Origin of the sequence: Ensifer meliloti (assembly GCF_030064585.1) — a bacterium.
Classification (GTDB): Bacteria; Pseudomonadota; Alphaproteobacteria; order Rhizobiales; family Rhizobiaceae; genus Sinorhizobium; species Sinorhizobium meliloti.
Genome location: NZ_CP120365.1, coordinates 136396 through 157608 on the forward strand (window position 1 = coordinate 136396; position 21213 = coordinate 157608).

Annotated in this window: 19 protein-coding genes and 1 tRNA gene; 8 read left to right on the forward strand and 12 right to left on the reverse strand. The window is 60.7% G+C overall.

The window, feature by feature from the left end:
• Positions 1-65: 65 nt before the first annotated feature.
• Positions 66-824, reverse strand: coding sequence for a lipoyl(octanoyl) transferase LipB (gene lipB / locus PZL22_RS07755; protein ID WP_003536740.1), 759 nt, complete (start codon positions 822-824; stop codon positions 66-68).
• A 158-nt stretch (positions 825-982) separates the two neighbouring features.
• Here lipB and PZL22_RS07760 point away from each other — a divergent pair.
• From PZL22_RS07760 to PZL22_RS07775, 4 genes are all read left to right on the forward strand, one after another.
• A tRNA-Leu gene (locus PZL22_RS07760) sits at positions 983-1067 on the forward strand.
• A gap of 584 nt (positions 1068-1651) precedes the next feature.
• Positions 1652-3601 (forward strand): PrkA family serine protein kinase, encoded by a 1950-nt coding sequence (locus PZL22_RS07765; protein ID WP_003536736.1) that lies wholly within the window; start codon positions 1652-1654, stop codon positions 3599-3601.
• Between the two features lie 24 nt (positions 3602-3625).
• Positions 3626-4942: a YeaH/YhbH family protein gene (locus PZL22_RS07770; RefSeq protein ID WP_003536733.1), complete on the forward strand. Its 1317-nt coding sequence runs from the start codon at positions 3626-3628 to the stop codon at positions 4940-4942.
• Between the two features lie 12 nt (positions 4943-4954).
• Positions 4955-6502 (forward strand): SpoVR family protein, encoded by a 1548-nt coding sequence (locus PZL22_RS07775; RefSeq protein ID WP_003536731.1) that lies wholly within the window; start codon positions 4955-4957, stop codon positions 6500-6502.
• A gap of 258 nt (positions 6503-6760) precedes the next feature.
• On the opposite strand, the gene PZL22_RS07780 is transcribed toward PZL22_RS07775, so the two are convergent.
• The 3 genes from PZL22_RS07780 to PZL22_RS07790 form a co-directional block, all read right to left on the reverse strand.
• The gene (locus PZL22_RS07780; RefSeq protein ID WP_003536729.1) at positions 6761-7114 is read right to left on the reverse strand and encodes a hypothetical protein; all 354 of its coding nucleotides are present in this window, start codon (positions 7112-7114) and stop codon (positions 6761-6763) included.
• A gap of 155 nt (positions 7115-7269) precedes the next feature.
• A complete protein-coding gene (locus PZL22_RS07785; RefSeq protein ID WP_003536727.1) occupies positions 7270-7536 on the reverse strand; it encodes a putative periplasmic lipoprotein in 267 nt (88 codons plus the stop codon).
• Between the two features lie 79 nt (positions 7537-7615).
• Entirely contained in the window at positions 7616-8134 is a 519-nt protein-coding gene (locus tag PZL22_RS07790) for a peptide deformylase (protein WP_003536726.1), read from the reverse strand.
• A gap of 223 nt (positions 8135-8357) precedes the next feature.
• On the opposite strand from PZL22_RS07790, the gene mgtE reads away from it, so the two are divergent.
• Together mgtE and PZL22_RS07800 are read left to right on the forward strand one after the other, a co-directional pair.
• Positions 8358-9779: a magnesium transporter gene (gene mgtE, locus PZL22_RS07795; RefSeq protein WP_003536724.1), complete on the forward strand. Its 1422-nt coding sequence runs from the start codon at positions 8358-8360 to the stop codon at positions 9777-9779.
• 84 nt (positions 9780-9863) lie between these two features.
• On the forward strand, positions 9864-10250 hold the full coding sequence (locus tag PZL22_RS07800; RefSeq protein WP_003536722.1) for a MerR family transcriptional regulator: 387 nt from the start codon (positions 9864-9866) through the stop codon (positions 10248-10250).
• Positions 10251-10476: 226 nt separating this feature from the next.
• Here PZL22_RS07800 and PZL22_RS07805 read toward each other — a convergent pair whose 3' ends face one another.
• The 3 genes from PZL22_RS07805 to PZL22_RS07815 form a co-directional block, all read right to left on the reverse strand.
• Positions 10477-10950, reverse strand: a complete 474-nt coding sequence (locus tag PZL22_RS07805; RefSeq protein ID WP_003536720.1) for a methyltransferase family protein — start codon at positions 10948-10950, stop codon at positions 10477-10479.
• 3 nt (positions 10951-10953) lie between these two features.
• Positions 10954-11976 carry a heparan-alpha-glucosaminide N-acetyltransferase gene (locus PZL22_RS07810; RefSeq protein WP_003536718.1) on the reverse strand — a complete coding sequence of 341 codons (1023 nt, stop codon included), beginning with the start codon at positions 11974-11976 and terminating at the stop codon, positions 10954-10956.
• A 140-nt stretch (positions 11977-12116) separates the two neighbouring features.
• A complete protein-coding gene (locus PZL22_RS07815) occupies positions 12117-12851 on the reverse strand; it encodes a DUF599 domain-containing protein (RefSeq protein ID WP_013844304.1) in 735 nt (244 codons plus the stop codon).
• A gap of 599 nt (positions 12852-13450) precedes the next feature.
• On the opposite strand from PZL22_RS07815, the gene PZL22_RS07820 reads away from it, so the two are divergent.
• Both PZL22_RS07820 and PZL22_RS07825 read left to right on the forward strand, forming a co-directional pair.
• On the forward strand, positions 13451-14851 hold the full coding sequence (locus PZL22_RS07820; protein ID WP_003536714.1) for an L-serine ammonia-lyase: 1401 nt from the start codon (positions 13451-13453) through the stop codon (positions 14849-14851).
• 86 nt (positions 14852-14937) lie between these two features.
• Positions 14938-15372 carry a DUF1489 family protein gene (locus PZL22_RS07825; RefSeq protein ID WP_003536712.1) on the forward strand — a complete coding sequence of 145 codons (435 nt, stop codon included), beginning with the start codon at positions 14938-14940 and terminating at the stop codon, positions 15370-15372.
• 671 nt (positions 15373-16043) lie between these two features.
• Here PZL22_RS07825 and PZL22_RS07830 read toward each other — a convergent pair.
• The 5 genes from PZL22_RS07830 to PZL22_RS07850 all read right to left on the reverse strand — a co-directional run bounded on the left by PZL22_RS07830 (position 16044) and on the right by PZL22_RS07850 (position 21170).
• On the reverse strand, positions 16044-16313 hold the full coding sequence (locus tag PZL22_RS07830; protein WP_010969213.1) for a hypothetical protein: 270 nt from the start codon (positions 16311-16313) through the stop codon (positions 16044-16046).
• A gap of 75 nt (positions 16314-16388) precedes the next feature.
• Positions 16389-17891, reverse strand: coding sequence for a D-alanyl-D-alanine carboxypeptidase (locus PZL22_RS07835; protein ID WP_013844306.1), 1503 nt, complete (start codon positions 17889-17891; stop codon positions 16389-16391).
• Positions 17892-18134: 243 nt separating this feature from the next.
• Positions 18135-18863 carry a hypothetical protein gene (locus PZL22_RS07840; protein ID WP_003534677.1) on the reverse strand — a complete coding sequence of 243 codons (729 nt, stop codon included), beginning with the start codon at positions 18861-18863 and terminating at the stop codon, positions 18135-18137.
• Positions 18864-19092: 229 nt separating this feature from the next.
• On the reverse strand, positions 19093-19701 hold the full coding sequence (locus PZL22_RS07845; protein ID WP_010969216.1) for a transglutaminase-like cysteine peptidase: 609 nt from the start codon (positions 19699-19701) through the stop codon (positions 19093-19095).
• Between the two features lie 860 nt (positions 19702-20561).
• On the reverse strand, positions 20562-21170 hold the full coding sequence (locus PZL22_RS07850) for a PilZ domain-containing protein (RefSeq protein WP_003534682.1): 609 nt from the start codon (positions 21168-21170) through the stop codon (positions 20562-20564).
• Between the last annotated feature and the right edge of the window lie 43 nt (positions 21171-21213).

The window sequence follows — 21213 nt, forward strand, 5'->3', positions numbered from 1 at the left end:
GCAAAAAGACGGCTAAAAGCGGCTTTGCCGCCATTTCGGACCGAGCAACGTGCTGTGGAACCCTGCTATTCGTTCTCGGTGCGGGTCGGGCCGAAGACCCTTTCGAAGGCTTCCCTCAGCCTGATATCGACGTCGGCCATCATGACGGGCAGACCGAGATCGACGAGGCTGGTGACACCATAGCCGCGAATTCCGCAAGGCACGATGCCCCCGAAATGCTCGAGGTCCGGATCGACGTTCAACGACAATCCGTGAAAGCTCACCCATTTGCGCAAGCGAATGCCGATGGCCGCTATCTTGTCCTCCGCCATCGAGCCGTCCATGAGCGGCGGCTTCTCCGGGCGGCGCACCCAGACGCCGACACGATCTTCACGGCGTTCGCCCTTGACGTTCATGGAATCGAGCGTGGCGATGATGACGCTCTCGAGTGCGGCGACAAATCCGCGGACGTCCTGGCGTCTGCGCTTCAAGTCGAGCATGACGTAGACGACCCGCTGCCCGGGACCGTGATAGGTGTACTCGCCGCCTCTTCCTGTTGCGAAAACCGGGAGCAGATCCGGCATCACGAGGTCGGCGGCGTTGGCGCTGGTTCCCGCGGTGTAAAGCGGCGGGTGCTCGACCAGCCAGACCAGCTCGTCGGCGGTGCCGTCCGCGATCGCAGCAGCCTCGCGTTCCATCGTCTCGACGGCCTCCGGATAATCGACGAGGGAAGGCGCAATGCGCCACCGCACCGGCGGTGCATCCGGCGGAGCGAACATGCTCTGGATAAGGTCTTCGCGTTGCATGGGAACCTTGCGAATGCTGATTTTTTCCGGCCTGTACATGGGGTCGCCGACGGCAAGAGTCCAGCGTTTCCAGTGGTTCGCGGGGAGCCGATCGAAATAGTTTTGTTTCTCGTCAAATTTCTGTCGTCATGCACTTGTGCACCCGGAATCCTTTTGCTACATGCAGCCCCGCCGACGCAATCGGCACCTACCACGATGCGGTCGTGGCGGAATTGGTAGACGCGCAGCGTTGAGGTCGCTGTGGGGCAACCCGTGGAAGTTCGAGTCTTCTCGACCGCACCATCTAAGATGAAGAAGCCCCCGTAACCAGATGGTTCCGCGGGTTTTTTTATTTTTAATCCTCCTTCACGACGTTGTTGCTGGACGCGGTAGGACGCGAGGACTATCCTCTGAACTACGGCGCATAATGGCTCGGCGTCATGCCTCGGGCCGCAGCGTCGTCCAGGTCTCTGCTCCGTGCCGATGCGGAGCGCCCGCCAACGCATCGATATGGCGGTGCCCGATCACGAAATCACCGTCCTGCATGATGTTGTTGATGGCTAAATTCGTGGAATCGCAAAAAAAAAGTCGGCGAATGAGCAGGGACAAGTTATGATTCGCTTGTCATGACGGATTCGCGAGAAGCGCCGGCATGATGGGGTGACAGAGCGACGAGTCTTGCGGAGTGCGCCTCACAACTTTCACGAGGCGCCGATCGGTCGGTCCCGAACTGATAAGCGGATGTTCGTCGCTGGCTGCTGCTTCGGTATCCGTTTCAGTGTCGGTTATGTGAAGGAACTTTGAAGCTAGGAAAACCGTTCACCTGAAGCAGATGCCGAAAGGCAGCGAGCCCGTTTCAACCAAGCGGCCCGCCGCGGGAGAGCACGATGCAAAGGAGTGAATCTGACGTCTTCGATCTCTTTTCGGAGATTTATACGAGTGCAGCGCAAGAAGAGATAAGTCTACAGGAATATCTCCTCGCATGTCGCGATGACAAAAGCATGTACGCCACCGCTCAGGAAAGAATGGTGGACGCAATTGGAGACCCGATTCTCGTCGATACCAGCGCTGACGAGCGTTTAGGTCGGATCTTCGCAAACCGAACCATCAAAATTTACCCGGCCTTCTCCGACTTCTTCGGCATGGAAGACACGATCGAGCGGATCGTCGGCTACTTCCGCTATGCCGCCCAGGGTCTCGAGGAGCGCAAGCAGATCCTTTATCTTCTGGGGCCGGTCGGCGGCGGTAAGTCCTCGCTCGCCGAAAGGTTGAAGAAGCTGATGGAACTGCGACCGATCTACACGCTGATGGTCGACGGCAAGATCAGCCCGGTTTTCGAATCGCCGCTCGGCCTGTTCCATCCCGAACGCATGGCCGATCTCCTGGAAGACAAATACGGCATCGCCCGTAGGAGGCTGACAGGCCTGATCTCTCCCTGGGCCTCCAAGCGGCTGGACGAGGTCGGTGGCGACATATCCAAGTTCAGCGTCGTCAAGCTGATGCCGTCGCGCCTGCGTCAGATCGGCATCGCCAAGACCGAGCCGGGCGACGAGAACAATCAGGACGTCTCCTCGCTTGTCGGCAAGGTCGATATCCGCCAGCTCGAGAACTACAGCCAGGCCGACCCGGACGCCTACTCCTACAGCGGCGGCCTGAACCGCACGACGCAGGGGCTGCTCGAATTCGTCGAGATGTTCAAGGCGCCGATCAAGGTCCTGCATCCCCTTCTGACGGCGACCCAGGAAGGCAGCTACAACGGTACCGAAAACTTCGGCGCGTTCCCGTTTCAGGGCACAATTCTGGCCCACTCCAACGAATCGGAATGGCTGCAGTTCAAGAACAACCGCAACAACGAGGCATTCCTGGACCGCATCCTGGTGGTCAAGGTGCCCTATTGCCTGCGCGTCACCGAGGAGAAGCAGATCTACGAAAAGCTTCTTCGCGAGAGCGAACTGGTCAGCAATCCCTGCGCACCCGAGGTGTTGGAGATACTGAGCCGTTTCACCGTATCCACCCGGCTCGTTCCTCACGAGAACTCGTCTCTCTACACCAAGATGCGCGTCTATGACGGCGAGAACCTCAAGGATGTCGACCCGAAGGCGCGATCGGTGCAGGAATATCGGGACGCTGCCGGCGTCGACGAGGGCATGACCGGCGTCAGCACACGCTTCGCCTTCAAGGTCCTGTCCGAGGCCTTCAATTACGACACCAAGGAGGTCGCGGCCGATCCCGTACATCTGATGTACATCCTGGAGCAGGCCATCAAGCGCGAGCAGTTTGCGAAGGAAACGGAGGCAGCCTATCTCGACTTCATCAAGTCGGAACTCGCCACCCGTTATGCGGAATTCATCGGTCACGAGATCCAGAAGGCCTATCTGGAGTCCTACAGCGAATACGGCCAGAACCTGTTCGACCGCTATATCGCCTACGCCGATGCCTGGCTCGAGGACCAGGACTTCAAGGATCCCGACACCGGCCAGATCCTCAACCGCAAGATCCTCGACAGCGAACTGTCTCAGATCGAAAAACCGGCGGGCATCGCCAACCCGAAGGACTTCCGCAACGAGGTCGTCAAGTTCACCTTGCGGGCGCGGGCCAAGAACCATGGCAAGAACCCGTCCTGGACGAGCTATGAAAAACTTCGCGAGGTCATCGAGAAACGCATGTTCGGCCAGGTCGAAGACCTGTTGCCGGTCATCAGCTTCGGGTCGAAGAAGGACAGCTCCACGGAGAAGCAGCATGTCGAATTCGTCCAGCGCATGAAGGAGCGCGGGTACACCGAACGGCAGGTGCGGCGTCTCGTCGACTGGTACATGCGTGTAAACAAGGCGGGTTGAGGCTGCGGATGCGGGGGTTAGCTAATGCCGAATTTCATCGACCGTCGCCTCAATCCGAAGGACAAAAGTCTCGGTAACAGGCAACGCTTCCTGAAACGGGCACGAGAGGAACTGAAGCGAACCATCAAAGAGCGGGTCAAGTCGGGCAAGATTGCGGATGTCGATGCCGAACAGAACGTGTCCATGCCCGCACGCGGTGTCAACGAGCCCGCTTTCCAGCCGGACTCCAACAGCGGCGAGCGGCGCCACGTCCTACCGGGAAACCGGGAGTTCGCGGCGGGAGACCGTATTCCCAAAAGGGGGTCAGGTGGCGGTGCGGGCAATGCCGGTGCCGGCACCGGCCAAAGCGAAGACGAGTTTCAGTTCGTCCTTTCACGCGAGGAGGTGCTCGATCTCTTCTTCGAGGACCTCGAGCTCCCCGACATGGTGAAGCTCAATCTGAAGGAATCGGTTACCTTCAAGCGACGGCGCGCCGGTTTCAGCGCAAGCGGCTCGCCGACGAACATCAATGTCGGCCGCACCATGCGCAACAGCTACGGACGCCGCATCGCATTGCGGCGGCCGTCGCGCCGGGAAATCGAGGCGTTAGCCGACGAGATTGCAGGGCTCGAGACGGAGCCGCGTGGCCGCATCAAGCACCGGCAGCGCCTAGAGGAGCTGCGCCAGAAGCTCGACAGGCTCGAGCGCCGGCGCCGGCGGATTCCCTATGTCGATCCCGTGGACATTCGCTTCAATCGTTTCGAGCCGCAGCCGCTGCCCAATGCGAGTGCGGTCATGTTCTGCCTCATGGATGTCTCGGCTTCGATGGGGGAGCGGGAGAAGGACCTCGCCAAGCGTTTTTTCGTGCTGCTGCACCTCTTCCTCAAGCGCCGCTATGAGCGGATCGACATCGTGTTCATCCGGCACACCGACGAGGCCGGCGAGGTCGACGAGAATACCTTCTTCTACAGCAAGCAGAGCGGCGGCACGGTCGTTTCCACCGCGCTGGAGGAGATGCTGCGCGTCATCCGGGAGCGCTATCCTGCCCACGAATGGAACATCTATGCCGCGCAGGCGTCGGACGGCGAGAATATCTCAGGCGACTCCGAACGCTGCGCTTCCCTTCTTCACGACGAACTGATGGGACTTTGCCAATATTACGCCTATGTCGAGATTATCGATGAGCGAGAGACGGAGATTTTCGGCACGACCGATAACGGGACTTCGCTCTGGCGGGCCTATCGCACCGTCGACGGCGAATGGCCGAATTTCCAGATGACCCGCATCGCGAAACCGGCGGATATCTACCCCGTTTTCCGAAAACTCTTCGGCAAGCAGCCGGAAATGCAATTGCGCAAGTGAAAAGGGACCGGGATGTCAAAAGGCGCCGCCTCAAACCTTCTGTTCCAGAGTTCCGACTGGAATTTCGAGACACTGGCGCGCACCTACGATGCCATCGAGGAGATCGCGCTCGAAGATCTCGGTCTCGACGTATACCCCAATCAGCTCGAGATCATCTCCTCCGAGCAGATGCTGGATGCCTATTCGTCGGTGGGCATGCCGCTCATGTACCAGCATTGGTCCTTCGGGAAGCGCTTCGTTTTCGAGGATCATCTCTATCGCAGGGGCCGGCGCGGCCTCGCCTATGAGCTGGTGATCAACTCCAATCCCTGCATCACCTACTTGATGGAGGAGAACACCATGGCCATGCAGGCCCTGGTGACCGCCCATGCAGCCTTCGGCCATAATCATTTTTTCAAGAACAACTACCTCTTCCGGCAGTGGACCGACGCCAGCGCAATCCTCAGCTATATGGACTTCGCGAAGAAATACATCAGCAAATGCGAAGAGCGGCATGGAACGCCGGCAGTCGAGGCGATCCTCGACTCTGCCCATGCACTCATGGAGCAGGGCGTCTTCCGCTACAGACGGCCGCCGCGCCTGTCGACCGAAAAAGAGCAGGAGCGGATGCGCGAGAGGCTGGAATATGAAGAGCAGACCTTCAGCGACCTGTGGAGAACGCTTCCGCCCGCGGGGGAGAACAACGATCCGACGCAGTTGGAACGGGAGCTCTCGGAGCGGAAAAAATCACTGAACCTCCCGGAAGAGAACCTGCTCTATTTCCTGGAGAAGACCAGCCTCATCCTTGAGCCCTGGCAGCGGGAGATACTGCGAATCGTTCGCGTGATCGCTCAGTACTTCTATCCGCAGCGGCAGACGAAGGTCATGAACGAGGGATGCGCCACCTTCGTCCACTACACCATCATGAACAATCTCTTCGACCAGGGCAAAATAAGCGAAGGCGCAATGCTGGAGATTCTCCAGAGTCATACCAATGTCGTTTTTCAGCCGGGCTTCGACGATCCCCGCTTTCCGGGGATCAACCCCTATGCGCTGGGATTTGCCATGATGCAGGACATCGAGCGCATCTGCGTCGCGCCGACGGCGGAGGATCGCGATTGGTTTCCCGAAATCGCCGGCACCGGCCTTTGGCGCGAGACGCTTCTCGATGCCTGGGCGAACCACCGCGACGAGTCCTTCATCCTGCAGTTCCTGAGCCCTTCGCTGATCCGCAAGTTTCGGCTGTTCCTGCTAACGGACGAGGCGGACGACAATTTCTGCGAAGTGGCATCCATCCATAACGAGCGCGGCTACGAAACGATACGCGGCGCTCTCGCCCGCAGCTACGACATCGGAAGCAGCCAGCCGGATATCCAGGTTATGGATGTCGATTTGCTGGGCGACCGGCACCTGCGATTGCAGCACAATGTGAAGAATGGGGTCCTCCTGGAGGAGAACAGCCGCGATGCCACTCTGCGCCACGTCCGCCGTCTGTGGGGCTACGAGGTGAGCCTCGCCGGCGTCGACATGGAGAGCGGCGAGACGCTCTACGAGTGCTCGACTGAGGAACTGTCGGACTAGCTAAGGCCTGATGAGACTCGGGATTACCGCCGCGGCTTGTTTGATCACCTCATTTCTGTGCTTGTCACAGGGATCCAGCCAGACCAAGTCCTTGGGCTGAAAGAACGCTTCCCGCGCCGCAGACGCGACGCTGCTGGATCTCTGTGACAAGCACAGAGATGAGGAGAGGAGAGATTGCAGTCCTCCGATATGCGCTTTGGGGCGGGACAAGTATTCCGCTCGCATCCCGCGTCTCATGATTTCAGGTCGACCCGGCAATTATTTCTCGGTCCCCTCCGGGGAAACCTGCTGCGACTCGCCGCCGGTGCCGGTCTGTGCCGTGGGATCCCGGTCGGTCGGGACGGGCTGTCCGGTGCCGACGCTGCCTGTCTGCTCCGGAGAGGACGCCGGCTGAACCTGTTCCGTTTCCGTGAGGCGGTCGTTGTCGGTGCTTTCACCCCAGATTTCGACGGCGCCCCAGGCGAGGAGGGCTAGGAACAGTCCGCCGACGAGGACCCCAAGCACCGGAACGCCCGTGCGTCCCTGCTTGGCTTCCTCACCGGTGAAATTCTCTCGATCCGCTCCGTGCGTTGCCGAGGCCGGATCGCCGCGTTCGTCAAGATATTTGGCCATCGCTTTGACTCCACTGGCTATCTACAGCGCCGCGCCTCAAGGAGGCGAAAGGTCGGTGTAGCACCTTGAATTGCTGCATTTTTTGTCCTTGGACCGGCTAGGATCCGAGGATACATGCAGTAGGGAACGGAGCGGAGGCCGACAATGTTCCGTGATCAGTCGCCGGGCGGCCAGGAGTCGGCCACGCTGCGGCGAACGAGCTTATATGTATGGTCGGGTTGAACCTCATAGGTCTCGAAGACCATGGTGCCCTTATGGAGGAACCGGTTCTGGATCATGGTCCCCGGGGCGGCACGGGTCTTCCGAGAGGAGGCAGTTTCTCCATAGGTGAGGCTTCCGGGAAGCGGCTCCAGGTCGGGAGGGGTTGCGGTGCAGGCTGCAAGCGCAACCACGCAGAGAAGCATCAGGGCTATTTTCTTCATCGATTGTCCTTCGCCTTGCTATTCTGGAGCCGGTGGCCGACCGGAAAACGGTTTACGGCAGATCGAAGGGGTGCCGCAATCATTGCGTGCCCGGAAAAGCTTCGGCTCGGTTAAATTTTTCGAACCGCTTGACGGCGCGTTCGCGCTTTAGCCTGGAAAGCCGCCGAATCCAGAAGATACCGTTGAGCTGGTCGATCTCATGCTGCAGGCAGACCGCCATCAATCCCTCGGCTTCTTCCTCGCGTGTCTCGCCGTCCAGAGTTTGGAAGCTGATGCGCACGCGCACCGGCCGCTCCACTTCTTCGGCGACACCCGGCATTGAGACGCTGCCCTCGCTGTGCCGCGCCGTCTCGCTCGATTGCCAGACGATTTCCGGGTTGACGAAGCTGCGCGGTCCCATTTGCGGATCGACTTCGATGACCGTCAGCCGCTGCAGGATGCCGATGTGGGACGCGGTGATGCCTATGCCGGGGGCGGCGCGCATCGTGTCGACGAGATCGTCTGATAGCTGGCGAAGTGTGCCACCGAACCGGCCGATCCGTTCGGCTGACGTCGTCAGCAGCGGGCTTGGAAAGCGTATGATCGGTCGGACGGCCATGAGGAATGTCTCTGCTCGGGTCAGTGGTCGGGCCGGCGCCCGTTAGGATCCTCACATTCGTTTCATCATTTCATATGTTTTTGCAACAGCTTGGATAAATGTTCCGAGGCGGATCGCCGATCTCGTCTCGACTGTGGACGCAGGCGGAGCTTTGCGCTAGCAGGGCAGAGGAGCCGTTTCCGGCGCGGGCTCGGACGGCGGTAATCTCTGGAGGGGCGGGTCCATGAGCAGCACCGGCGACGACGACCGCGGTTCCGACGAAATCGCTGTCCACGACGGCTCGGACATCTACGCCGAAGACGGGTCGGTACGCTCCGATTTCCTGATGCATGTCGGCGCCGCGATCGCGGATCGCGATATCATTTATCTTCGCCAGCATGTCGCCGGCCTCCATGCCTCGGAACTCGGTGACCTTATCGAGGCGATCCAGCCGGAGCAGCGTATCGCTCTGGTTCTGCTGCTCGGCAAGGACTTCGACCTGGCTGCGCTGACCGAGGTCGATGAAGGAATCCGTCTCGACATCGTCGAACATCTGCCGAACGAGCAGATTGCCGAGGCGATCGGCGAGATGGATTCCGATGACGCGGTCTACATTCTCGAGGATCTCGACGAGGAGGATCAGGAAGAGATCCTCGCCAAGCTTCCCTTTACCGAGCGCGTCCGCCTGCGCCGCTCGCTCGACTATCCGGAGAGCACCGCCGGGCGGCGCATGCAGACCGAGTTCGTCGCGGTGCCGCCTTTCTGGACCGTCGGCCAGACGATCGATTACATGCGCGAGGACGACGACCTTCCCGAAAGCTTCACGCAGATCTTCGTCATCGATCCGACTTTCAAGCTGCTCGGGGCAGTCGATCTGGACCGGGTGCTGCGCGCGAAGCGCTCGGTAAAGATCGATGCGATCATGCGTGATACCAGCCATTCCGTGCCGGCGGAAATGGACCAGGAGGAGGCGGCGCAGCTTTTTGAACAGTACGACCTTCTCTCGGCCGCCGTCGTCGATGAAAACGGCCGGCTCGTCGGCGTGTTGACGATCGACGACGTGGTCGACGTGATCCAGGAAGAGGCGGAAGAGGATTTCCTGCGCCTGAGCGGCGTCGGTGACGAAGAACTGTCGGACTCGGTCGCGGAAGCCGCGCGCTCACGCGTTCCCTGGCTTTTCATCAACTCGATGACGGCTTGCGTTTCTGCTTCGGTCATCGGCCTGTTCGATGCCACGATCCAGCAGATCGTCGCACTTGCGGTCCTGATGCCGATCGTCGCAGGAATGGGCGGCAATGCCGGATCGCAAACCATGACCGTAACGGTGCGCGCGCTCGCGACCCGGGGGCTCGATATTCACAACGCGCCGAGAATCATCCGCCGCGAGGCGGGCGTCGGACTTCTGAACGGCGTGATCTTCGGTGGGTTCATCGGTCTTGTTGCGGGACTTTGGTTCCAGAATCCCGACCTCGGCGGCATCATCGCGACCGCGATGCTGATCAACATGATGGCCGCCGCACTCGCCGGCATCCTGATCCCGATTCTGCTCGAAAGATACGGTGCCGACCCGGCGGTCTCTTCCGCCGTCTTCGTGACGACCGTCACCGACATAACCGGCTTCTTCAGCTTTCTCGGCATCGCGACATGGTGGTTCAGTATTGGCTGAGTTGCGACGCAAGCGGGCGCGCCGTGTTTGACTTTTACGTCAAAGTCAACAATAGTTAGGGCGCGTCTTTGATGGAATGGCTGCGTGAACAAATATTATAGCATTACCGAGCTGACCCGGGAATTCGGCATCTCGACCCGGACACTGCGCTTCTATGAGGATGAGGGACTGATTCATCCGGAGCGTCGTGGCCGCACGCGTCTGTTCCGCCCCGCCGACAGGCACCTCATAAAGGAGATCCTGCGTGGCCGGCGCATTGGCTTCACCATTGCCGAAATTCGCGAGATCATTCAGGTCTACAAGGATCCGCCGGGTGAAATGGGCCAGTTGCAGCTCTTGATCAAACGCGTCGAGGAGAAGCGCGAGGACTTGCGGCAGAAGCGCAAGGACATCGAAGACACACTTAGCGAACTCGACAATGTCGAAGAGGCCTGCCTCACGCGTCTTGCCGAAATCGGTGTCGGCACCTGACGGTCCGTTTGAGTTTTTGCCCATTCGTTTCGCAAGCCAATGCAATCAGCGAAAGACGGCTCGCATAATCCGCGCGCGAACGCTCGCGTACCGCCCCCCAAAACTCCCCCATTCCTGCGTGTCACATGAATCCAGCCAGCTGAACGGACGCTTCCGCGCCGCAGACGGCGCTTCTGGATCCCTGTGACGTGCACGATGAGGAAAAGGCAGACTCTTCCATGTCCGCTCAAATCCAACGGCTAGTGTGCCGGCAATATCGCTCGAACTCGAAACCGAAGCGCGACAGCAGGTGCCGCTCCTCCTTGCGGATCGCGAAAAGGGTGGTCAATCCGACCGCGGCAATTGCCGTGATGAAGAACCAGGGGTTGATCGTCGCCAATCCGAGGCCGGTCATCGCCAGCGTGTAGCTGAAATAGATCGGGTTGCGGGTGAAACGAAATGGGCCGCAGGTGACGAGGCAGGTGGCGCACCGGTTCGGAAGTACGGCTGTATGGCGGTCAAGTAGGGTTTTGACGGCCCAGATATCGATGGTGATCGCCAGCACCACGAATCCGTAGCCCACCAGCGAGAGGATCCAACTGTGCTCGTGCGCCACCGGAATCGGGAAAAGGTGGCCCAGGGCCAGCGCGATCAGGACGGCCGCGCCATAGAGCAGAGGCGGCCATGGAAACTTCAGCGGCTTGGCACGAAAGGCATTCATGTCCTAGTCCCCTGACTGTGCCTCTCCTGATTGTGCATCCATTGTGCACTGACCGGCGATTCGCGCAATGCGTTCATCCGTGTTCACGTCGATCTTGCCCAGGTTCAGATCGTCGAACAGGTTCTGTTCCTTCAGGCCGGCGAGCGTGCAACCGCAAAAGGCGCTGCAGGAGATCGCGGAATTTTCGTTGCTGCAGGCCCGTTCGCAGTTCAGCAGATAGGCCCGTGCCGAATCCGGTGCCGGGGCGGGAACGGCGAGAGAGAAGAGATAGACTGCCGCGATAAGCAGCGGCTGGTGGATGAGATATATCAAAAGGCTGTGACGGCCGCCAAAGGCGAGAGGCGTCATCCACGAGTGCTTATGGGTCCCGGCGCTTCGGCTGCGGCGGGCGGAAAATAACGGGTGGAGCAGCTTCGCGGTGCCGAGGCCGAGCAGGAAAGGGGCAATCCAGGGGAGCAGAGGAACGTAGTCATTCGAGCGCGGGATCGTTTCCGAGAGGCCGACCCACCAGAGCGCCGGCATGTCGAAAAACGACGAGCGCAGATAGAGGGGAGCCGCGAAGGCCGCGGCAGCCGCAAGAAAGGAAACGACGGCCGGCAATTTCAGGAACAGGAGGCCGACGAGGCTTGCCGCCGCAATGGCGTGGAGAATGCCGAAGAAGATGAACGACTGAGGGAAGGCGAACCAGGTCCCGATGCTGATCAGCGCGGCTGCGCCGGCGATCTTCGCGAAACGTATGGCGAAGGCGCGCGGACGGAGTTTCGGGAGCTGGCCGAGCACGAGGCTGTAACCGGCAAGAAACAGGAAGCTGCTGGCAATCAAGCGTGCAAACATCCGCCAGCCGCCGGTCCCGGCGGTGCCGGCCGCGACATAGCCGAAGAATTCGAGGTCCCAGACAAAGTGATAGAGGGCCATGGCGACGAGTGCCAGGCCGCGCAGCGCATCCAGGAGAACCATCCGGTTGGTTCCGGTCGCCTCCGTGCGCATTTGCGCTTCAGGTGTCGTCGTCGCGCTGTGTTCGGACATCGAAGAATCGCTCTGCTGCTGGAGGTGGATCTACGAGGGCGCCTCATTTCAGTCGCGTCGCGAATATGTTGAAATGAGGGCCGCCAGTCATTCGGTCGGTTACCGCAAACCGCGGGCCGGATGCAATCGGTTGCTGCAGCCTATTGCGCATTCTCGATCAGCGCGGCGCGCGCTTCGGAGAAGAACTGCCGGCGCGCGAGGACGAAGATCACGAGGGCGGTCAGCACCATGAACACATAGGGGCTTATGAACCAGCCGAGATAGCCGATCGACAGGAAGATCGCCCGAAGGCCGGCATTGAAGTGCTTGGCCGCAAGTATGTTCATGCGGATCGCACGCTCCGCGGCACGCTCGGCGGCCTTCTGGTCGCGTTTCATGTCCGCGGTCATCGGAATGCCGCCCATCAGAATCGAGCAGTAGTTGAACAGCCGGTATGACCAACCGAACTTGAAGAAGGAATAGCCGAAGAGGCAGGTCAGGCCGCCGACTTTCAGTTCGAAGGCCGTCCGCCCGCTTCGGAATATTTGTGGCAGATCGCTAAAGATCATCTGCACTTGGTCGGTCGCGCCGAGCAATGCGAAACAACCGCCGAGCGCGAAGATCGTCGTCGAGGCGAAGAAAGCGGTACCGGCCTGCAGCCCGGCGATGATCTGCGTGTCGATCATCTTCAGATCGCGATTGAGCGAATTGCGGATCCAGCGCGCCCTGTGCTCGTTCATCAAACGCGTGAGGCTGACGCGGTCGAAGCCGCGCCCCCCGTCGGAAGCCCAGCTGAAGCCGGCCCAGAGGAGGACGAAGATGGCGAGCGCGACGTAATCTTCAGAGGTCATAGCGGTGTTTTGGCACGGCCGTCCGAAAATGCAAGATGGGCCCATGTTGGCCTGTCTTAAGACTCACGGCGAAATCGAGGCGCGAGCATCGAGCCGGGCGCTCCGGGATTCCGCCGCTTGCACACGGCTTCGTGTCCGCGCTCAAGGTGTCCCGCATCGCTCTGACACTATTTCGCCATATTTCACCATTGCGCGTTAACAGATTCTTCGCTATTGAACGGCCACACGACTTAATGGTTACCGGGCTTCGGTATTCGGAGACATCATGGACAAAACAGTAGAGAAGTCGTGCTGGGGCGTGACGGTTCGCGCCGTGGCGGGTTTCGGGGGTGTTCTCGTTCTCGCCTATCTCTTCGGCGGCTTCTGAAGATAGATTGAAATGTCAGGCGATGCAGTCCACGGGCTGCATCGCTTTTTTTTGATCGCCGAACACATGCGCAGTTCTTCAGTGGCATGTCGCACGAACAGAATCCAATGTCGGTCGGTCGCCTGATGGATCGGCATAGGATCGCTTAGGGTTCGATCCTATATTAGGAATGATCGACACCGCCCGAGCAGGAAAACGGTCGGTTTCGGTCCTATCATCGACGCGAACGCGGAGCTCATCGGCAGCAGCGTGGCGTCAGGCTCTGGGCAGGCAATTCATGTTTCTTTCCGTCTTCGACGTTTTCAAGATCGGTATCGGTCCATCGAGCTCACACACGATGGGGCCCATGTCGGCGGCCAACAGGTTTCTGGATCTCATCCTGTCGGATGAATGGCCGCGACCGTCTCACGCGGCTGTCGGCGCCATCAAGGTAAGCCTCCATGGTTCGCTGGCGCATACAGGCATCGGCCATGGAACGGGCAGGGCGGTCATTCTCGGCCTGATGGGCGAGCGGCCGGATCTCGTCGAGCCGGACGGGATGGACGGGATCATCGAGCAGGTGGAGCGTACGGGCCGCATCACCCCGCCCGGTCACGCGGGCTATATGTTCCAGCCGAAAACCGATCTCGTCTTCGACAAGAAGACGCCGCTGCCGGGTCATGCAAACGGCATGTCCTTCTCCGCCTTCGACCGGGACGGCCGGCTCCTTCTGAAACGCATCTACTATTCGATCGGCGGCGGCTTCGTGGTGACCGATACGGAACTGGACGCGATGAGGGCCCAGAAGAACAAGCCCGCCGGCGTAAAGGTGCCCTATCCCTTTGCCACGGCCCAGCAGATGCTCGACATGGCCGCGCGCTCCGGGCTGACGATCGCCCAGATGAAGCGGGCGAACGAAGAGTGCAGCATGTCGAGGGACGAGCTCGACGCCGGGCTCGACCGCATCTGGACGGCGATGAGCAGTTGCATCGATCGCGGCCTCAGCCAGGACGGCATCATGCCTGGTGGGCTGAAGGTGCGCCGGCGCGCCCGGGCGATCCATGACAAGCTGCAGGAGGAATGGCGCTCCAACAAGACCAATCCTCTGCTCGCAAATGATTGGTTGAGCGTCTATGCCATGGCGGTCAATGAGGAGAATGCTGCCGGCGGCCGGGTGGTGACTTCGCCGACCAACGGCGCGGCCGGCGTCGTTCCGGCGACGATCCGCTACTATCTGCATTTCCACGACGATGCCGATCAGGAAGGCATCCGGGATTACCTGCTGACCGCAGCGGCGATCGGCGGTATCATCAAGCACAACGCCTCGATTTCAGGCGCGGAGGTGGGCTGTCAGGGCGAAGTCGGATCGGCGTCGGCGATGGCCGCGGCGGGTCTTGCTGCCGTCATGGGCGGAACGCCCGAGCAGATCGAGAATGCGGCCGAGATCGCGCTCGAACACCATCTCGGAATGACTTGCGATCCGGTCGCAGGTCTCGTTCAGGTGCCGTGCATCGAACGCAATGCCCTTGGGGCCGTCAAGGCGGTTACGGCCGCTTCGCTCGCACTCAAGGGCGACGGCAAGCATTTCGTGCCGCTCGATGCCTGTATAGAGACGATGCGCCAGACCGGCGCGGACATGAACGAGAAGTACAAGGAAACATCGACCGGGGGTCTCGCCGTCAACGTGGTCGAGTGCTGAGCGCTCAGTCCGAAGCCGATGGGGCTGTGGACGAATACGCCCGGACGGCTTGACCGCAGCCGCCGGCCGGGTGTTCAAGGTTCGCCATGGCTTTGCATCTCATCAAACTCTGTGTCGGTGCCGAATCGATCGAGGACCTGCGCGAATGGGTAGCGCGCAAGGCCCTGGCGGCGATCGCAGCCGGGCAGCAGCCGCACTCCTTCCACACGACCCGGATGGTCCCGAAGCGTACGGAAGAGCTTCTCGCCGGCGGTTCGCTCTATTGGGTGATCAAGGGATACGTTCAGGCGCGTCAGCCGCTGATCGGCATCGAGACCTTCACCGACGGCGAGGGCATCGGCCGCTGCAATCTCCTTCTCGGTCCGGAAGTCATGGAGACGGAACCGCAGCCGCGTCGGGCTTTTCAGGGCTGGCGCTATCTCGAGGAGAAGGAAGCCCCGCGCGATCTTGCCTCGCTCGCCGATGGCGGGGAGATGCCGCTCGACTTGCGGCGTGAACTTGCCGAACTCGGCCTTTTATAGCCGGCGGCCACCTTCGCCGGCGAGAGCGGACGCGTCCGACAAATCGCGCTCATGACCACGGCTGCTCCCATTTTGATGCTACGGCATGCACATATCTCTTGTTGTCCAGCCCTTCGCGGACTTACTCCGGAGTGGCGGCCTCTGTATTTCCAGCAGTGGCGAGGCTTGCGGATGGGTCCTTGGGATCAAACCCGTATGCGCTAACATTGGCATTAGCGGTCACGCGCCCCTCATCCGCCTGCCGGCACCTTCTCCCCGCAGGCGGGGAGAAGGGACAAGCGGCGCCGGCTGAACCCCGCATTCACCGTCCGCCCGAGGGAGCGAGTGGGCGCGGCATATCCCTTTCTCCCCGCCTGCGGGGAGAAGGTGGCGGCAGGCGGATGAGGGGCAATCCCGACCGAGCGGGGTTGAGGCGGTTGGGTCCCCGAGGGACCCCTTTCATGAGCAGTATCCGCCGCACCGGCGCGCAAGAGATATGTGCATGCCGTAGCATTTTGATGGGGAGAAGGGAAAAGCGGTGGGGCGCCGCGAGTTCCCTTCGCCCCGCCTGCGGGGAGAAGGTGCCGGCAGGCGGATGAGGGGCGGTCCATGACCTGCCCGCATGATCGAGTTTAAAGCGTTGAAACGCTGGCTGCGCGCGGAAAGCCGCATGCGATATTCCAAATTCGAGCCTAATGCAGGCGAATTCGGAGGGGGCGGCTGCGCCCCGGTGCCGCGACGTGCAAATGGATGCCCGCCCGAGGCTGGGTCGAACGCCAGGCGCGCGCGCCATGCGTAAGGAGCATGCCAACCAGGTCGCGCGTTTTTGCCTTGGATCGGTTCAGGCCGATGTCCGCGATGCGCATGGCCGCCTCGTGCAACGGATGCAGCCGAATTCGCGATGGTCTGGCTCTTCTGTCCGCCATCATCGTGTCGCCGGGGACGTTCTCGTTCATTGCCATGCTGACCTCGTTACGCTGTACAAAACCGAGGAGGACAGCCGGAGAAACGCGCCCGGCTGCCCTTCATAGAGTCTCTTACTGCTGGCTCGCCCAGCAAGCGAAGCCCTTCTTCTTCAATGCCCTGCATGCGTTGACGGCCTTGTCCTGATCGTCGAAGCCGCCGAAGCGGGCGCGGTAGAGCTGAGCTCCGTCATTGCTGAAGGCGACCGTGAAGGGGGTGGCGTTACGCAGTGCCTTGCCGCCCTTTTCCTTGGCATTGTCGAGCAGCGTCATGGCCTGCGTCTTGTCGGGCGTGGCGCCGATCTGGATGACCCAGCCCTGCATGCCGACATTCGCTTCGGTGCTGGCTTCGGCCGCGGCAGGTGCGGTTTCAGCGGTCGCGACCGAATTGGTGATCTGCGTATCGACGTCGCCAGCGGCTTCCGGCTCCTGGGCAAGTCTGGCGATCTGCGAGTCGAGCGTGTTCGGCGCGATCTTGGCTGCGAGCACGGGATTGTCCGAAGCCGGTTTCGTCGATGCATAGGCCATTGCGACGCCGGCGGCGCTTTCGCCGGTGTAGCGGAAATCCGGGACCGGGCCGGTATTCGGCAGGTCCATTGCCGCCGACGCGACAGCTGCGGCGGTTGCCGGCCGTACTTCGGCTTCGGCTACCGTCGTCACGGGTTCGGCCGGGACCTCGGCGATCAGATTGCCGCTGCCGCGGCGCGATGCGGAAGGCATGTATTTCGCGACGAGCTTGCGCATCTGCGCATCGCGGGCGCCGCCCGACGTGCCGCCCATGACGACCGCCACGATGCTGCGCCCGTCGAGCTGGGCCGAGGTTACGAGATTGAAGCCGGAAGCGCGCGTATAGCCGGTCTTGATACCGTCTACTCCGCGGACGTTGCCGAGCAGCCGGTTGTGGTTGCCGATCGTCTGCTTGCCGAAACGGAAGCTGCGCGTGGAGAAGTAGTCGTAATACTGCGGGAAATGCTGCCGGAGCGCGATGCCGAGGCGGGCCTGGTCGCGGGCCGTCGTCCGTTGTTCGGAATTGGGCAGGCCATGGGCGTTGCGATAGGTGGTGCGCGTCATGCCGAGCGCGCGGGCCTTGTTGGTCATCATCCGGGCGAAGCGCTGTTCCGAACCACCCAGGAGCTCGCCAAGCGCCGTCGCCGCATCGTTGGCGGAGCGCGTCACCAGCGAGAGGATCGCCTGCTCGACGGTGATCGATCGCCCGGCGCGCACACCGAGCTTCGACGGCGGCTCTGCCGACGCCTTCTTGGAAAAGGGAACAGGCGTGCTTTTGCTGATCCGTCCGGCTTCGAGCGCCTCGAACGTCAGATACAGCGTCATCATCTTCGTCAGCGAGGCCGGATAGCGTAATTGATCAGCGTCTTCGCCGTAAAGAACCTTGCCGGTTTTCGCGTCGACGACGATGCCGGCATATTTGGAATTCGCGAAGGCGGGCGCCGAAAAGGTCAGCACGGCGATCAGGCCGGCGAGAAAAATCCGCCCCATAACTTCTGAAAAGACGCCGAACGGGCGTTTCGCGAGATCAAAAAAAACGGATTGAGACACTGTATCGCTCTTCATTCTCATATCAGGGGTGCCGTCCGGATGCCGTCTCCGGATACGACCTTTCCCGAGACAGTATCGGGATAGCGTTACCAATCGGTTTATGATGAATGATTGGTTGCCCGCCACAGGTCGTTTTGTTCAGGATCGGCACCTTCAGCCCGCACTAGATCATGACGTTTTGGTAGGCTCGGCCGAAAACCCCGCGCATACTCCCCCATCCCGTTCTAGCCGGCGCATTGGCTGCATCACGACTCTTCGTCAAAATCACGGCACGAGATGCGTGCTGATGTAAGTTTCCATCGAATCTTCGATGGCACGCCACTGCGGCAGCAACCTGCTGGAGAAACGGTAGAGAACGATGAGGTCCTTGCCCATGTGAACGTCGCGCTGGCAATCGGCGCTGGTCGAAGCCGCGGTGGTCTCGGGGAGTACGCAGCGCAGCACGTAGGCAGGGCGCTCATCTCTCTCGGCGATGAAGAAGACTTCGCCGGCATAGCTCGAATCCGGCTTTGCGTCGTACCTTGTCAGGCCCTCGGGGCCGGCTTGCGGCGCGTCCTGCAGGATATGGCGGTAGACGGGGGCGAGACGCCCCGACATGTCGCGAGACATCGTACTCTGCGCGACCTGCAGGAAGATCAGGTTTTCCAGCTGGCTGACATCGTCGAACAAGGGCCGCGTCTCCTCGCCGTAGCCTTCGAGCCCGGGCCAGGTGAGATAGAGATCCACGCGCCCGACGATGCTCGTGCTACGTTGGTTTTCGAAGCGAATGACATTCGCCGGCAGGCGCAAATGGTCCTGGCCGATAAAGATGTCGTAGGTTTCGCGGCTTGCCGTGTGGCCGGCCTCAGCGAGATGTCGGCCGAACCAGCGCCCGGAAAAGGAAAGGGTGATTGTCAGCGCAAGGAGGATCACGACGGCTGCTGCCGCTTTGTAGACGAAGCGGGACGAAAGGAGCGGCAGGAGTTCCGGTTCGGGAATGTGGGGCGGGTTCATGGCTGCGCCGTAGGGTAGCTGATCAGGGCGCGCGTTCTATCCGCTCGAAGGCCACTGGATGACCTCGCCGCGCGGAATTCGCTCGCAGCCAAGGCTCGTCCAACTTGGTTAATATTGGGTGAAGCGTGACGGGTCTGCGCCGCCCGGAGAAAATCGGCCCGGGCCGGGCGGGGTAGTGCCGACCGGGGCCGATCAGAGGCGCGGGCCATGGCCGGCGCCTGCTCATGCGTTATTGTGCGCTGACGCTGCCGACGGCGAGAGCGCGGCCATCCTGCAGTTTCACCCAGCGCCCGGCATGCTCCGAGGACTGCCGCTTCAGGTAGGTATATTCCGTGTCCGACCAGAGCAGCACCTTGCTGCGCATGTTGTCGAGAATGAAATCGCCGCGGTCGGTGCGCACCGTCAGGACGGCATGACCGTCGCCATTCGGCTGCAGGACGACGGTGATCAGAAGATCGGCGGGGGAGAAGCCGCTTTCGATCAGCCTGCGGCGTTTCAGCAGCACGTAATCCTCGCAGTCGCCGACGGCGTCCGGGTAGGACCAGTTTTCCTCGACGCCATGGATTTCCATGTCGGTCATCGGGGCGATCGCCTGATTCACCTCGTAATTGACTTCGAGGATCTTCTTCCAGCTGTCGCGCGTCAGCACGGACGGGCCATGGTCCGCGCCAATGGCCGCGCATTCGGAGGGATTGGCCTTGCAGAACTCGTAATGCCCGATCGGCGGGTTGGTCGCGCCGCCGACCGTCATGTTCGCCGGCACCGCGTAAGCCGGCCCGGCGATGAGGCCGGTGGCAAGGGCTGCGGCAGCGATCGCCATGGTGATGATTGTGCGCATGTCTGTCTCCCCGTTGTGGTTCGACATTGGCACAGAGTTTTTTACCGGCGGCGAAGATCGGAAGTAAAAACAAGAACAAACTCGAATAACATAAGAATAAAAATTGAGGAGAGCTGTAATAAAATTCGATTCAAATTTTATCGATTTTCATGCTGCTTGTCGGCGGCCACCGGGAGCGACGACGGTGCAAATCCGTGTAAGCCATTGAATATAGGTGAGAATACTATGTGCGGCGAGCGTAGCAGAGCCGCGATTGCGCGTCCCGCCAGCCATGCAGCCGGTGACGGTGGGACCCATCGGAGCCAGCAGGAAATAGTGTCGGATCGCTGGGAAGCGTAACGCCCGGTTTACCAGAAGCTATTTCTGTTGCCGGCCCGCTGCGGAAGAGTTGATTTTGGACTAGGCGAGGGCAGAGGCCTGGTCCAGGCGGTCCGCTGACGCAAGCGCCGCCTCTAAGGTCTGTTGAGATCCGGGATACCCGCCCCGGCTTGATCTCCTCATCCCTGTGCTCGTCACAGGGATCCAGTCAGACCAAGTCCTTGGGCTGAAAGAACATTTCCCCGCGCCGCAGACGCAGCGCTGCTGGATCTCTGTGACGCGCACAGAGATGAGGGTGAGGAGAGATTGCAGCGTCTTATCAGACGCGCAAAGGTCGCTGTAGCACTTTGACTGCTGCATGTTCTTGTCCTTTGATCGGCGACGATCAAAGGAAACATGCAGTGGGCTGCGCAGTCGGTATCCAAGAAATTCAAGCGCGTCGCGCCATGCGTAGCGACAAAACCGACCAGAGCTTCAACGAAATTTCCATCTCGCAGCAGCCGCCATAAACTCAAGATGAATCTCAACACGCCTTAGTGCGCTTACAGAAACTCGGTCAGTGCCTCGCGGGACTGTATCCCGGAGAATTCGATGGCGACGCCTTCTTGGAAATGACGGACGATCCTGCCCTTCATGTTACCCAGCCTGACCGGCGATCCTACGGCAGGCCGTGTGTCGATGTCGACCGCCGCGCCGGAAAGCGAGAGGTCGATGATCCGACAGCTGTATCTCTCGCCGGTATCGACTGTGAGTTCCGTCAATGTCTTGCGAGGTGCCAGCCGGTCATGGCGCCGGTCTTCCGGCAGACCGAGTTCGTGTTTGTTGGCGATCCAGGTCAGCTGTGCCGCAAGCTTCTCGCGCTTGCGTTCCGTGGCGTTGAGCTGGATCACGAACGCATCGTCCGCAACGCGTGACACCGTGCCTTCGAGGCGACCCACATGGTCGACATAAGCAATGATACGCTCTCCGCCGCGCGGACGCGCGGGGGAGGTCAACAGAACGTCGCCCGGCGACATCTCTAGGGCGGTACAGTCATATTCCTCGTGACTGGCAAGCATCAGTCGTCCCGAAAGATTGACCGAAACGCGCTGAAACGCGCTTTCCTGATGTGGTTTCGGGGCGCTGTTCTGCGCATGCTGGAAGGAGAACATGATCACTCTACGATGGATATATTTTGCAGGCGAAAGTATAGGC